This window comes from Actinomyces sp. oral taxon 171 str. F0337 (genome assembly GCF_005696555.1).
Taxonomy (GTDB): domain Bacteria; phylum Actinomycetota; class Actinomycetes; order Actinomycetales; family Actinomycetaceae; genus Actinomyces; species Actinomyces oris_E.
The window spans coordinates 1,767,308-1,782,087 of record NZ_CP040005.1; the positions used below are offsets into that span (position 1 = coordinate 1,767,308).

Sequence of the window (14,780 nt, forward strand, 5' to 3'; positions counted from 1 at the left end):
GCGGCCTCGGCACCCATGATGGGGCCGGAGCACCTGAGGACAGGGGCTACTTGGTCACTGGCGGCATGACGGCGTCTGCCCCCTTGTCGAAGCCGTAGTGGCCGATGGTTCCTGCCCGGGTAGAGACCAGGGCCAGGGCCAGGGGCGTGGAGACCGAGGCGGCGACCTGGCCGACGGAGTCGATGGTGGTCACTTTCGCGCCCTCGGATCGGATGATGCTGACGACGTTGTCGTCGCCGTCGGCGGAACCGACGACGACTGTCGGCGCCCGGCCGGCCGTACCCGCCAGTGCCTTGGCCCAGGCCTTGGGATCCTGGCCCGGCGAGGCCTCGACTGTCGCCCCCTTGCCGGAGGATGCCTGCGGGCGGGGCCCGACGACGACGATCATCTCCGCCGGCCCGGTGGGTGTGGAGTCCACGGTGACGAAGGGCGTGCCGGCCTTGTCCACCGACAGCATGTCCATGAGGACTCGGGAGGAGTCGTCATTGGCGGTGAGGGCCTTGGCCAGTGCCTCCCCCAGGATGCCGTTGGCGTCCTGGGAGCTGGCACTGCCCAGGTGCCCCTGGACCTGTCCGGAGAGGTTGGAGCGGTAGTTCTCCCGAGACACGTCCACCCAGGTGCTGGTCATGCTCACCCGGCCGGTGACGGTGGCGCCTGCGCTCTTGAGCTGGGTGGTGATGGCGTCGGCGTCCTCGGCCTTGGCGTCGGGCAGGAGCACCATGGCGACACTCTTGGAGGCCAGGGTTCCGGGCAGGAGACTGCTGGCGGCCTGAGTGATGTAGGAGTCCCGCTCGTTGACGGCCGTCTCAGTCTGCTCGAGCTTGGCCTGGGTGGCGTTGCGGTTCTCACGCAGGGCGGTGACCTGGTCGTTGAGCGCGGTTCCCAGGGAGTTCTGCAGCGGACCGGCCCCCAGGACGACCCCGACGGCGAGAGCCAGGAACACGGAGATGAGCGATACCAGGTGATAGCGGAAGTCGATCATGGTTGAAGACCTTGAAGATGACCGTGAGAGGGACTGCCTCTCAGATGGGCGGGGGTCGTTAGACGGTGGGTGAGTTCGGGGCCAGGCCCAGCAGTGTGCGGAAGAAGTTGACAATGTCGTCCCACACGGCACCGGACAGTCCCAAGAAGGTCTGTCCACCGGGCGTGGACATCAGGGCCATGGCCAGGGCGAAGGTGCCCGCCAGGGCGAGGAACAGCAGCCACCACCCCGAGATGCGGGTGCGGTAGAGCTGGGAGACGCCCTTGGCGTCGATGAGGCGGCCGCCGACCTTGAGCCGGGTCAGGAAGGTCGAGGACATGCCGGCACGTCCCTTGTCGAGGAACTCGAGCAGGGTGGCGTGCGTCCCCAGGGCCACGATGATCTCGGCGCCGGCCTCATCGGCCATGAGCATAGCGATGTCCTCACTGGTACCGGTGGCGGCGAAGACATGATGCTCGACCCCGAGCTCCTCGACATGGGCCAGGCCCGGGGCGCGCCCGTCGCGGTAGGCGTGAACGACGATCTCGGCACCGCAGGTGAGTGCCTTGTCGGACACGGAGTCCATGTCGCCCACGATCATGGCCGGTTTGAAGCCGGCCTCCAGGACGGCGTCGGCACCTCCGTCAACGCCGATGATGACGGGCTTGTACTCGCGGATGTAGGGCTTGAGCGCCTGAAGGTCCTCCTTGTAGGAGTAGCCGCGCACGACCACCAGGACGTGCTTGCCGCTCATCCGCGTGGTCAGTGAGGGCATGCCGACACCGTTGAGGAGCAGGTCCCACTCCCCGCGCATGTACTCCATGGTGTTGGCGGCGAAGGCCTCCAGCTGAACAGCCAGGCCCTTCTGAGCCTCCTCCATGGACACGGCGACGGTCTGCCTGGTCTGGACCGAGCCCTCGGCGATGACCTGCTCCTTGCCCTCGATCCGCACCGAGCCGTCCTCGACGGTGATGCGCTGGCCGTCGTGCAGGCGCATGATGTCGGGGCCCAGATCGTCCACGAGGGGGATCCCCGCGTCGAGAAGGATGCCGGGGCCCAGGTTCGGGTAGCGCCCGGAGATGGACGGGGAGGCGTTGAGGACCGCTGAGGCACCGCACTCCACCAGTGCCTCCGCGGCCACCCGATCGAGGTCGGTGTGGTCAATGATGGCGATCTCCCCGGGCTGGAGACGCTTGGTGAGCTTCTTCGTGCGCGCGTCGACGCGCACGACACCGCTGGGATGCTCGGAGACGGACGCAGGCTTCCTGCGGAAGGGATTCCTCACGGCTCGGATTGTCCCACGACAGTTTCCTGGAGAAGCTCAGCGGCGTGCCGGAGCGCGGCCTGTGAGTCCTCGTGCCCGGAGAGCATCCTGGCCAGCTCTCGTTCTCTCTCCTGGCCTTCAACGACGAGGACCTGTGTGCGGGTGCGTCCCGGCTGGGACTTTCTCACATTCCTTTCGGACGCCTCTGAGAGGCCGGGACCGGATGCGGGTTCGGTGACTGTCTCCTTGTGCACCACGAGGTGGGTGCCGGCCCAGGCCGCCACCTGGGCCAGGTGGGTGACCACGATGACCTGGTGATGTCGCGCCAGGCGCGCCAGGCGCCTGCCGATCTCCCGGGCGGCCCGGCCTCCCACGCCGGCGTCGATCTCGTCGAAGACAAGAGTGCGGGTATGGGTCGAAGCGCCCGCGGAGGCCGCGGCGTCCGCGAGCACCACCTCCAGGGCGAGCATGATGCGGGACAGCTCGCCTCCCGATGCTCCCTTCCCCAGGGGCAGGGCGGGCGCGCCGGGGTGTGAGACGAGGGTGAGAGCGACACTCTCAAGGCCGGTGGGCCCGGGCTCGTCGAGTCGCTCCAGCTCGACGACGAGCCGGGCTCCCTTCATCTCCAGGCCCTCCAGCTCTGCGGTGACGGCCTGCTCCAGACGCTCACCGAGCCGCCGACGGGCCCGGCTCAGCTCGTCGCCGGCACCGGCCAGCTCCTCATCGGCGGCGGCCAGGCGCTCGGCCAGGACGGTGGCGGTGTCCTGGGGGCCGTCGAGCTCGGCCAGGCGAGCGGCTGCGCGCTCGCCCCAGGCCAGGAGGGCGTCGACGTCGTCGAGCTGCTCCTGAGGCCCGCCGATCTCCCTGCAGGCGCGAGCGAGCTCCCCGCGGCGGTCCTGGACCTGGGCGAGGCGAGCCGGGTCGGCGCTCAGCGAGGACAGGTACCCGCTCAGCTCGGCGGCGATATCGGCTGCGTCGATGCCCAGTCGCTGGGTGCGCGTGGCCAGCTCGGCCAGGGCGGGGTCACGGTCGGACTCGGCAGCCAGGCTGCGGTGCGCGTGGGCGATGAGGGAGACGATGTCGGGCGCCTGCCCGGTGGCGGACTCCTCCCCGCTGAGCGCGCCGCGGGCCCCGGTGGCGGCCCTGCGCAGGTCCTCAGCGTGGTCGAGTCTCTCCGCCTCCGCCGTCAGCTCCCGGTCCTCACCGCTGCGGGGGGAGATCTCCTCCAGGGCCTCGAGCCAGGTGCGCAGCTGAGCCACCTCGACGGCTCGGGCCTGAGCGGATGCCTGCCACTCCTGGAGCTCCTGGTCGGCCCGGCGGCGCGCCTGATATGCCTTGGCGTAGCGGCGGCACAGGGCGGCGTGGTCCTGACCGCCCAGTGAGTCCAGCGCAGCGCGTTGGGCCGCGGTCGAGCGCAGCCGCAGCTGATCGGCCTGACCATGGACGGAGACCAGTCGGCCACCGACCTCGCTGAGGACCGAGGCCGGAACTGAGCGCCCTCCCAGATAGGCGCGGGAGCGTCCGGAGGCGGGGACCGTGCGTGAGGCCAGGAGGAGGTCGTCGTCGAGATCGCCCCCGGCCTCGACGACGCGGGCGGCAACGCGCGAGTCCGGGTCGACCAGGAAGGCCCCCTCAACCAGGCTGCGCTCGGCGCCGGTGCGCACGATGGTGGTCTCGGCCCGCTGCCCCAGCAGCAGCCCGAGGGAGGTGAGCACCATCGTCTTACCGGCGCCGGTCTCACCGGTCAGGGCGGTCAGGCCGCGACTGAGAGGGAGATCGGCCTCCTCGATGACACCGAGGTCCTCGATGTGCAAGGACTCGATCACGCCGTCCCTCCCGAGGAGTCCGGCCGGACCCCACCGTCGGTGCAATGACCGGCGATGGTGACCATCGGTTGGGTCAGCACGTCGCCCTCAGCCGAGTAGGCCTCGTCGGCGCTGCTGGAGGCCCGCCACCCCTCCACGGGCAGGTCGAACTTGCGCACCAGGCGGCTGGCGAAGGGGGCCTCGTTGAAACGTGCCAGGCGCACCGGACGCTCCTCCCGGGTGACGCGGATCCTGGCGCTAACCGGCACATCCAGGCTGCGTCTGCCGTCGCACCAGATCTCGGCGCCTCCGAAGCCCGCTCGTTGGACGACGACCTCCATGCAGGAGTCGGGCCCCAGGACCAGGGGCCGGGTGAACAGGGCGTGCGCGGCCACGGGCACCAGGAGGAGCGCCTCGACCTCGGGCCAGATGACGGGGCCGCCGCAGGAGAACGCGTAGGCGGTCGAGCCGGTGGGCGTGGCCATGATGAGGCCGTCGCAGCCGAAGGAGGACACGGCCTGGCCGTCGACGCCGATGGCGACCTCGATCATGCGGGCGCGGTCGCGCTTCTCCAGGGCCGCCTCGTTGAGAGCCCAGTCGCGCGTAACCGTGCCGTCAGGACAGATGACCTCCACGTTCAAGGTGGTGCGGGTCTCGACCGTGTAGCGGCCGGCGACCAGATCCGCGACGACCTGCTCGATGCCGTCGGGGTCGGCCTCGGCCAGGAAACCGACGTGGCCGGTATTGATACCCACCAGGGGGATGTCCCGCTCACGGGCGATCTCGAAGGCGCGCAGGATCGTACCGTCGCCACCGAGCACCAGGACGAGGTCGACGTGGTCAGTGCAGTCCGGGCCGACCGGCTCCACACAGTGGGCACGCAGTGCCGCCGAGGCCCGGGCCACAGCGGTGGACGTCGGAGCACTGGGCCTGGGGACGGGGACGGGCTTGTCGTTGAGCTCGCGCTGCAGCAGCATGACGCGCGAGATCCTCCGGCAAGGCTGCTCCGTTGCCGGCTGCTCCGAGGTCTGATGGAGGCCGGCCGACTCAGCCGGCCGCGTTGCAGCGCTGGTGTCTGAAGGGCTCAGCTTGCTCATGAGTGGGTCCTTGTTCTGCGTCGTCGCGGTCCGAGCGCCGCGGGTCCGGTGGCGACGGCGTCCTGGATGCTGGAGCGCAGCTCGTCTCCGCGCAGGTCCCCAAGACAACCGGCGCGGGAGGCGTGCATGCTCAGGAAGTACTCAACGTTACCTGCGGGACCTGGCAACGGGGAGGCGGTCACGGCGCCGACTCCTACGCCTAGGGCGTGGGCTCGCTCAGCCACCGTCATGACGGTCTCCACATGGAGCTCCGGATCACGTACCACTCCCCCGTGCCCGATCCGATCCTTGCCCACCTCGAACTGGGGCTTGACCATGAGCAGAAGGTCGGCGTCGTCGGCCGCGGCGCGCAGCAGCGGCTCAAGGACCAGGGTCAGGGAGATGAAGGACAGGTCGCCCACGACCAGCTCCGGCGCGGGGGCGACGGCCTCGGGATCCAGCGTGCGGATGTTGGTGCGGTCCAGCGCGGTGACACGGGGGTCGGAGCGCAGCGACCAGGCCAGCTGGCCGTAGCCGACGTCGACGGCCACGACGTGCTCGGCACCGCGTCGCAGGAGGACGTCGGTGAAGCCCCCGGTCGAGGCGCCAGCGTCCAGGCAGCGTCGGCCCTCGATGCGGGGTGCCAGACCGCGTCGGCCCAGCGCGTCCAACGCGCCGGCGAGCTTGTGGGCGCCGCGGGAGACGTAGTCGTCGCTGGAGGGCACCAGGATCTCGATGGCCTGGGCCGGGTCGACCTGACGGGCGGGCTTGGTGACGACCTGCCCGTCGAGGGTGACGTGACCGTCGGTGATGAGGGTGGCGGCGTGGGTGCGGGAGCGGGCCAGCCCACGACGCACGAGCTCTGAGTCGATGCGGATGAGCCGGGCCATATCAGGCTTCCGCCTTGTGCAGGACGGAGGCGAGGTCCTCGTGGATGGCGGACAGGGCGGCTGCCCGCTCCTCCAGGGGCATCTGAGCGATCTCGGTGAGCTCGTCGGTATGGTCGTTGAGCCCTTGGGCCGCCGTCAGGGCGGCGTCGGCTCGCGGGGGCGCGGGCACCGGCGGCCGAGGAACCGGCCGGTGCGAGGAGTCCACCATCGCCGGCGTCTCCTCTCCGACGTCGGTCCTCGACTCGTTGCGGCTCATTCCTGCCTCCCATCGCCATCGTTCCTGCTGCCGCTGTGTTTTCCTCTTCTCCTCCGGAAGGAGCCTCTCCAGCCCCGACCGGGTTCTCAGGGCTCGATCACCTCGATCTCGGGCAGCTCCAGCGCTGCGGCCTCGCCGCTGCGGCCCTGGGCGTCGGCCCAGTCCCAGGCGGCCACGGCCAGTGCCCGGTAGGAGTCCAGGTCGATACGCACCGGGGTGCCGTCCGGGGAGGACACGGCGCCGGCATCCTGGAGCTCGAGACCAGAGCCGAGGGCGCGGGCACTACGGTTGCCGACCCTCCACCACACCTGACCATCCTGCTCGGTTCGCACGGGCTCGGGGTGGGGCTCAGTCAGGCCACGCAGGTCGGTGTGAAGGAAGCTGGGACGCTCGGTGGCCGGTGCTGCGATGACGTCCCGGGCATCTGAGACACCGGTGAGAACGTGGAGCCCGGGGATCCCGGCGGCCCGGGCCCCGACGTGGTCGGTGTTGAGCCGGTCCCCGACAGCCAGGGGCCTGGTTCCGCCGGCCCGCTTGAGGGCGCGCGTGTAGATACCGGGGAAGGGCTTGCCCCCGGCCAGAGGCTCCTTGCCGGAGGCGTGGACCACAGCGGCCACGAGGCTGCCGTTGCCCAGGGCGAAGCCCCGCTCGGTGGGCAGGGTCGCGTCCAGGTTGGTGGCCACGTGGAGGGCCCCGGCATTGATGGCGTAGACGCCTTCGGACAGCAGCGCCCAGTCAACCGCCGGGTCCCAGCCCTGGACGACGGCGACCGGTTCGTCCTGCGCGCTGCTGGTCACCTGGAAGCCCTCGTCGAGGAGGGCCTGGCGGACGCCGTCGCCACCGACGACGAGCACCGTGGAGCCTGGCTCGATGTGCTCGGTGAGCATGGCGGCCGCGTCCATGGCGGCGCTGAAGACCTCCGACGCCTCGGCAGTGATGCCGTTGGCCACCAGCTTGTCCACAACCGTCTGAGGGGCCCGTGAGGCGTTGTTGGTGACGAAGGACAGGTGCATTCCTGCCCTTCGGGCGGCGTTGACGTTGTCGGCGGCGTGGGGCACTCGGGCCTCGCCTGCGAAGCACACGCCGTCGAGGTCCAGCAGAGCGACGTCGTAGGCGGCGCACAGGGCCTGTTCGCTGCCCAGAAGGGTGGCGGGAGCAGCGGCGGCAGTGGCCTGGGGCATGGTCATCGGGACTCCTCAGAAGCGTTGGTGGAAGACGTCGGGGACTCCTGGGCGTCCTGGAGCAGCTCGGCCATCTCGGCCTCGACGCGCTCGGCGAAGGACTGCGACCACTGAGCATCCTCGTCCTGGCCCACGGGCTCATCACGAAGATCGACGTCTGCTGAGGTCTGGTCCGGAAGCGTCTCAGCCAGAGCCTCTGGGGCCACGGTCGTCTCGCTCACGGCCTCATCGTCCCTGTCGCCATCGGAGCGGCTGGTGGGCTGAGTACCGGAGCTCTCCGGGCTGTCCTGCTCCTGAGCCTCGGAGTCGTAGTCGTCCTCAATATCGAAGACCTCGACCTCATCCTCCTCCACCGGCTCAGGGCCGATACGGTGGCGGATGGCCTCGGCCTCCTGGTGGCGCCCGAGCTCCTCGAGCCGGTCGGCACGCACCGAGTGCAGGCGCCTGAGGGTGTCACTGTCCGAAGGGCGCGCTCTGATGGCGTCCTCAATGATGAGCAGACCAAGATCAGTCTGGCCCATGTCATGGCGAAGACTGGAGACGACCATGGCCAGCTCGGCCCGCTCGATCGCATCCAGCTGACGCGGATCGGCCGCTTGAGCGGCTTGAAGGGCCTTGTCGATGTGGCCCAGTGCTCGCTCGCAGTCGACCTCGATGGCTCGGTGGAGATCGAGGCCGGACAGTCGTCTGGCGGCACGAATCTCTCGAAGCGCCTCGCTGTAGTGGCCGGCGAGATAAGCGGCGATTCCAGTCGTCTCCCGGACGACGGCGACGCGGCCCGCGTGGGAGGAGGCGTAGCGCGCGTGCTCGTAGGCCGCCTGGGGATCGTCGTTGAGGAGGCGCTGAACCATAACCAGGTGCCGGGCGACGTTCTCAGCGTTGGCACGTCCCAGAGCGCGCAGATCGCCCCGCGCACCGCGCTCAAGGTCTGTTGGCTCGACGTCGTCCGGGACCTTGGGCTCGGGGACACGCTGACGCTGCGGCGGCCGACCTCGACGCTCGTCCCGCGAGTCCTTCCGCCCCGAGCGGTCCTTGGAACGGCCTGCCCTCCTATCACTGCGGTCGCTGCGCCCGTCACCGCTGTCCCCGTCGCGGCGCCGTTCATCGCGCCAGTCGTCACGGTGCCGACGATCGTTGCGAGAGGTGTGTTCGCCTCGGCTCAACCGATGGGAATGTCCGCGGGAGCCGTAGGAGTCGTCGTCCCGTCCCGCATGATCGCCACGGCGAAAGCGACCGTCCTCCTCTGAGAAAGGGCTGCGTGCGCCGAAGCCGTGACGCTCACCGTTGCGGCGACGCCGACCTGCGTCGCCCTGGTCCGACCCGTGCCGACGGTCCTGATACGCCATAGTCCTTCTTTCACTCCGGGACTGCCGTCAGTTCCTCCGCTGTCCTTGAAGACCTGGGAGGAGCCTACCTGTACCGAGGCTCGGAGGCGTAACGAGCCCCCAGCAACACGCAGCGTGGCGCGCGCTGGCTGTACTGCGTACTGTTGTTTGTGGGTGTGTAGAGCAGTTGGCCCGGGGCCGCTGTTGTTGGCGGTTCCCGGGCCAGCTGTGTGGTGTGTGCTCGGTGGTGTCCTACTCTCCCGCACCCTGGCGGGTGCAGTACCATCGGCGCTGTCAGGCTTAGCTTCCGGGTTCGGGATGGGTGCCGGGCGTTTCCCTGTCGCTGTGACCACCGAGACGACTGTACGGGCAGTGCGTGGGCCGTCTTGATTGTGGTGACGGTTATTCGATTATCTGGTTGCCTGGGCTGCCCGCTGACCACACGCTGCGTGTGTGTGCTTGTGTGTGGTTGGGTTGGGTGTGGACCGTATAGTGGACGCCTTGCGCATGCTGTATCGCTCACCCCCGGCATTCTCACGCACGCTAGGTGTGTGGTGTTGAGGGGTGTTGTTGTTTGTGTTGGCCTATTAGTACCAGTCAGCTCAGTCAACCGTTGCCGGTCTTCCACTCCTGGCCTATCAACCCAGTAGTCTGCTGGGGGCCTACCAAGAAGGACAAGTCCTTCTTGTGGAGACCTTATCTTGAAGATGGTTTCCCGCTTAGATGCTTTCAGCGGTTACCCTTCCCGAACGTAGCCAACCAGCCGTGCCCCGGGCGGGACAACTGGCACACCAGAGGTTCGTCCGTCCCGGTCCTCTCGTACTAGGGACAGGCCTTCTCAAGTCTCCTGCGCGCGCAGAGGATAGGGACCGAACTGTCTCACGACGTTCTAAACCCAGCTCGCGTACCGCTTTAATGGGCGAACAGCCCAACCCTTGGGACCTGCTCCAGCCCCAGGATGCGACGAGCCGACATCGAGGTGCCAAACCATGCCGTCGATATGGACTCTTGGGCAGGATCAGCCTGTTATCCCCGGGGTACCTTTTATCCGTTGAGCGACGACCCACCCACACGGGATCGCCGGATCACTAGTTCCTACTTTCGTACCTGCTCGACCCGTCGGTCTCACAGTCAAGCTCCCTTGTGCACTTGCACTCAACACCTGGTTGCCGACCAGGCTGAGGGAACCTTTGAGCGCCTCCGTTACACTTTAGGAGGCAACCGCCCCAGTTAAACTACCCACCAGGCACTGTCCCTAACCCGGATCACGGGCCCAGGTTCAGGCGCACGCCATAACCAGAGTGGTATTTCAAGGACGACTCCACCACCACTGGCGTGGCGGCTTCACAGTCTCCCACCTATCCTGCACAAGCTATAGCGGGCGCCAATACCAAGCTGTAGTAAAGGTCCCGGGGTCTTTCCGTCCTTCTGCGCGAAACGAGCATCTTTACTCGTACTGCAATTTCGCCGAGCTCATGGTTGAGACAGCGGGGAAGTCGTTACGCCATTCGTGCAGGTCGGAACTTACCCGACAAGGAATTTCGCTACCTTAGGATGGTTATAGTTACCACCGCCGTTTACTGGGGCTTAAATTCACCACTTCACCCCCAAGAGGGGGCTGATGGTTCCTCTTAACCTTCCAGCACCGGGCAGGCGTCAGTCCGTATACATCGCCTTACGGCTTCGCACGGACCTGTGTTTTTAGTAAACAGTCGCTTCCCCCTGGCCTCTGCGACCCTCCCCCCTAGCCCGCAAAAGGGGCTTCAGGGTTCGGGCCCCCCTTCTCCCGAAGTTACGGGGGCATTTTGCCGAGTTCCTTAACCATGATTCACTCGTGCGCCTAGGCATACTCTGCCCGACCACCTGTGTCGGTTTAGGGTACGGGCGGCTGGCACCATCGCGTCGAGGCTTTTCTCGGCACCCCAGGATCACCCTGTTATCCCCCACCAGCGTGGGGTCACCATCACGCCTCACCCCCGTCATCAAAGACAGCCACTCCGGATTTACCTGGAGGACGGGCTGCGCGCTTGAACGGACCAAGCCATCAGGTCCGCCGGGCTACCACTGTGCGTCACCCCTGTTAACACGCTTGCCTACCTGCACGGAGGGTCCCCAGACCCCACCACCACAACCACACCACCCCCCGAAAGGAGTAGGCGCGGCCATTATGGCGGCCGGGCGTGGGTTAGCACCCGCGCGTCAGCATGGGCGGTGCTTCGCCGGTACGGGAATATCAACCCGTCATCCATCGACTACGCCTGTCGGCCTCGCCTTAGGTCCCGACTCACCCAGGGCGGACTAGCCTGGCCCTGGAACCCTTGGTCATTCGGCGCTAGGGCTTCTCACCCTAGTATCGCTACTCATGCCTGCATTCTCACTCCCGCACCGTCCACCAGCAGTCACCCACAGGCTTCCCCCGGTGCAGGACGCTCCCCTACCACCCACAACCCCTGCCACCACCCGGGCAAGCCGGACGGTGAAAGGAACACTGTCATGGGTCCGCGGCTTCGGCGGTGTGCTTGAGCCCCGCTACATTGTCGGCGCACGATCACTTGACCAGTGAGCTATTACGCACTCTTTCAAGGATGGCTGCTTCTAAGCCAACCTCCTGGTTGTCTGCGCGACCGCACATCCTTTCCCACTTAGCACACGCTTAGGGGCCTTAGCCGGCGATCTGGGCTGTTTCCCTCTCGACCACGGAGCTTATCCCCCGCAGTCTCACTGCCACGCTACAACCCGAACGGCATTCGGAGTTTGGTTGACGTCAGTAACCCTGTGGGGCCCATCAGCCACCCAGTAGCTCTACCTCCGCCGGGCAACACGCGACGCTGCACCTAAATGCATTTCGGGGAGAACCAGCTATCACGGAGTTTGATTGGCCTTTCACCCCTACCCACAGCTCATCCCCCCAGTTTTCAACCTAGGTGGGTTCGGTCCTCCACACGCTCTTACACGTGCTTCAACCTGGCCATGGGTAGATCACCCCGCTTCGGGTCCAGAACGCGCCACTACACTCGCCCTATTCGGACTCGCTCTCGCTACGGCTACCCCACACGGGTTAACCTCGCGACACGCCACTGACTCGCAGGCTCATTCTTCAAAAGGCACGCCACCACCCCCACACACAAAAAACATGCGGGAGGCTCTGACGGCTTGTAAGCGCCCGGTTTCAGGTACTATTTCACTCCCCTCCCGGGGTACTTTTCACCATTCCCTCACGGTACTATCCACTATCGGTCATCAGGAGGTATTCAGGCAGCCAAGTGGTCTTGGCAGATTCACACAGGATTCCACGAGCCCCGTGCTACTCGGGCAACACCATCCCAGACACGCACCAACCAGTTCCGCCTACGGGGGTATCACCCACTACGCCACGCCTTCCCAGACGATTCAGCTACCAGCCAGCACACGCGCCCCCTCTCCGGCAGAAGAGGACAGGACAGCCCCACAACCCCGCACACGCAACCCCTGCCGAGTATCACACGCACACGGTTTAACCATCATCCGCTTTCGCTCGCCACTACTCACGGAATATCTTCTCCTACGGGTACTGAGATGTTTCACTTCCCCGCGTCACCCCCCACACCCTATACAATTCAGATGCAGGTGACACGACATAACTCGTGCCGGGTCCCCCCATTCGGAAACCCTCGGATCACAGCCCGCCAGCCGGCTCCCCGAGGAATATCGCAGGCCACCACGTCCTTCATCGGCCCCTGATGCCAAGGCATCCACCGAACGCTCAAAAAAACAAACAACAAAACACACGACAAAATCAAGAAACTTGTCGCAGAAATCTTACAGTAAGATGCTCGCGTCCACTATACAGTTCACAACCAACCCACCCACACCCACCCAAAACCCCAAGAAATGGAACCCTGGACGGGCCGGGCAACCCAGGGCGCACTGCCCCAGAACCCCGACAGCATGCCACCCCCACACGCACCAAGCACGCAAAAGGGGGGCACCCACCACCACCAAACACAGGCAGCAGAGAGTGTGTCTCCTATACCAACACGGACAAGCCAGCCACACCCGCGAGAACCAACCCACGAGACACGACCAGCCGCCCTTCCGCAGAAGCAGCCCCTCCAGCCGGCCCAGACCCATTCAACAGCCTGAGCAAGATCAAACGGCCAGGAAGCCACCCCCACACATAACCTATCCTTAGAAAGGAGGTGATCCAGCCGCACCTTCCGGTACGGCTACCTTGTTACGACTTCGTCCCAATCACCAGCCCCACCTTCGACCGCTCCCCGTAGGGCCACGGGCTTCGGGTGTTGCCGACTTTCATGACGTGACGGGCGGTGTGTACAAGGCCCGAGAACGTATTCACCGCAGCGTTGCTGATCTGCGATTACTAGCGACTCCAACTTCACGGTGTCGAGTTGCAGACACCGATCCGAACTGAGACCGGCTTTAAGGGATTCGCTCCACCTCACGGTATCGCAGCCCTCTGTACCGGCCATTGTAGCATGCGTGAAGCCCAAGACATAAGGGGCATGATGATTTGACGTCATCCCCACCTTCCTCCGAGTTGACCCCGGCAGTCTCCCGCGAGTCCCCACCACAACGTGCTGGCAACACGGGACAAGGGTTGCGCTCGTTGCGGGACTTAACCCAACATCTCACGACACGAGCTGACGACAACCATGCACCACCTGTGAACCGGCCCCACAAGGAGGAAACCCCGTCTCCGGAGCCGACCGGCACATGTCAAGCCTTGGTAAGGTTCTTCGCGTTGCATCGAATTAATCCGCATGCTCCGCCGCTTGTGCGGGCCCCCGTCAATTCCTTTGAGTTTTAGCCTTGCGGCCGTACTCCCCAGGCGGGGCACTTAATGCGTTAGCTACGGCGCGGAAGACCCGGAAAAGGCCCCCCACACCTAGTGCCCAACGTTTACGGCGTGGACTACCAGGGTATCTAATCCTGTTCGCTCCCCACGCTTTCGCTCCTCAGCGTCAGTAACGGCCCAGAGACCCGCCTTCGCCACCGGTGTTCTTCCTGATATCTGCGCATTCCACCGCTACACCAGGAGTTCCAGTCTCCCCTACCGCACTCAAGCCGGCCCGTACCCACCGCAAGCCCCCAGTTAAGCCAGAGGATTTCACGACAGACGCGACCAGCCGCCTACGAGCTCTTTACGCCCAATAATTCCGGACAACGCTCGCGCCCTACGTATTACCGCGGCTGCTGGCACGTAGTTAGCCGGCGCTTCTTATCCAGCTACCGTCAACCCACCCACAAAAGGGACAGGCCTGCTTCACTGGCGAAAGAGGTTCACAACCCGAAGGCCTCCATCCCTCACGCGGCGTCGCTGCATCAGGCTTGCGCCCATTGTGCAATATTCCCCACTGCTGCCTCCCGTAGGAGTCTGGGCCGTGTCTCAGTCCCAGTGTGACCGTCCACCCTCTCAGGCCGGCTACCCGTCACCGCCTTGGTAGGCCATCACCCCACCAACAAGCTGATAGGCCGCGAGCCCATCCCCCACCGAAAACACCCAAAGGCACAATCTTTCCCACACCCACCATGCAGCAGGCACAGAATATCCCGTATTAGCCACACTTTCATGCGGTTATCCAGAAGAAGGGGGCAGGTTACTCACGTGTTACTCACCCGTTCGCCACTCATCCAGGACCCACAAAAGCAGGCCCCTTCACCGTTCGACTTGCATGTGTTAAGCACGCCGCCAGCGTTCGTCCTGAGCCAGGATCAAACTCTCCAAACAAAACCAACAAACCCCAACCAACCCCACACAACAAAGCATGAAGCCAAGCCAGAGCAACAGTCAGAACAACAGTCCAGAAAACCAGACCAGGCCCAACCCAACCCCACAACAAAAAAGCAGGACCAGGCAAACCAAAACAAAACAAGCCCCAAAAAACCACACACAACCATGCGCAGCCCCAAGGGACCATGGCATAAAAAACATGACACACTATCGAGTTCTCAAACAACACACCCACCGAGAACTATTCGGAAGGCAATTCGCCTTTCGCTTCGCTCTCAGAAGCGCCTGGGA

General features: G+C 65.5%; 8 protein-coding genes and 3 rRNA genes. All 11 read right to left on the reverse strand.

Annotated features, from left to right (window positions below):
• Positions 1-46 precede the first annotated feature (46 nt).
• Positions 47-982 (reverse strand): copper transporter, encoded by a 936-nt coding sequence (locus FBF36_RS07780; protein WP_009393672.1) that lies wholly within the window; start codon positions 980-982, stop codon positions 47-49.
• Between the two features lie 58 nt (positions 983-1,040).
• Positions 1,041-2,246, reverse strand: coding sequence for a putative cytokinetic ring protein SteA (steA, locus tag FBF36_RS07785; RefSeq protein WP_034491101.1), 1,206 nt, complete (start codon positions 2,244-2,246; stop codon positions 1,041-1,043).
• Positions 2,243-4,051, reverse strand: coding sequence for a DNA repair protein RecN (recN, locus tag FBF36_RS07790; protein WP_138137354.1), 1,809 nt, complete (start codon positions 4,049-4,051; stop codon positions 2,243-2,245). The genes steA and recN overlap by 4 nt, the downstream gene beginning before the upstream one ends.
• Positions 4,048-5,007 (reverse strand): NAD kinase, encoded by a 960-nt coding sequence (locus FBF36_RS07795; RefSeq protein WP_034491096.1) that lies wholly within the window; start codon positions 5,005-5,007, stop codon positions 4,048-4,050. The genes recN and FBF36_RS07795 overlap by 4 nt, the downstream gene beginning before the upstream one ends.
• A 116-nt stretch (positions 5,008-5,123) precedes the next feature.
• Positions 5,124-5,996: a TlyA family RNA methyltransferase gene (locus tag FBF36_RS07800; RefSeq protein ID WP_009393666.1), complete on the reverse strand. Its 873-nt coding sequence runs from the start codon at positions 5,994-5,996 to the stop codon at positions 5,124-5,126.
• 1 nt (position 5,997) lies between these two features.
• Positions 5,998-6,252 carry a hypothetical protein gene (locus FBF36_RS07805; protein ID WP_009393664.1) on the reverse strand — a complete coding sequence of 85 codons (255 nt, stop codon included), beginning with the start codon at positions 6,250-6,252 and terminating at the stop codon, positions 5,998-6,000.
• An 86-nt stretch (positions 6,253-6,338) separates the two neighbouring features.
• Positions 6,339-7,439, reverse strand: coding sequence for an HAD-IIA family hydrolase (locus tag FBF36_RS07810; RefSeq protein WP_009393662.1), 1,101 nt, complete (start codon positions 7,437-7,439; stop codon positions 6,339-6,341).
• Positions 7,436-8,284, reverse strand: a complete 849-nt coding sequence (locus FBF36_RS13810) for a hypothetical protein (RefSeq protein WP_009393660.1) — start codon at positions 8,282-8,284, stop codon at positions 7,436-7,438. Before FBF36_RS13810 ends, FBF36_RS07810 begins: the two co-directional genes overlap by 4 nt.
• A gap of 713 nt (positions 8,285-8,997) precedes the next feature.
• Positions 8,998-9,115: ribosomal RNA gene (rrf, locus tag FBF36_RS07820) — 5S ribosomal RNA — on the reverse strand.
• 209 nt (positions 9,116-9,324) lie between these two features.
• Positions 9,325-12,518: ribosomal RNA gene (locus FBF36_RS07825) — 23S ribosomal RNA — on the reverse strand.
• A 411-nt stretch (positions 12,519-12,929) separates the two neighbouring features.
• Positions 12,930-14,486 (reverse strand): 16S ribosomal RNA (locus FBF36_RS07830).
• Together the 16S, 23S and 5S rRNA genes form the textbook arrangement of a ribosomal RNA operon.
• Positions 14,487-14,780: the final 294 nt, after the last annotated feature.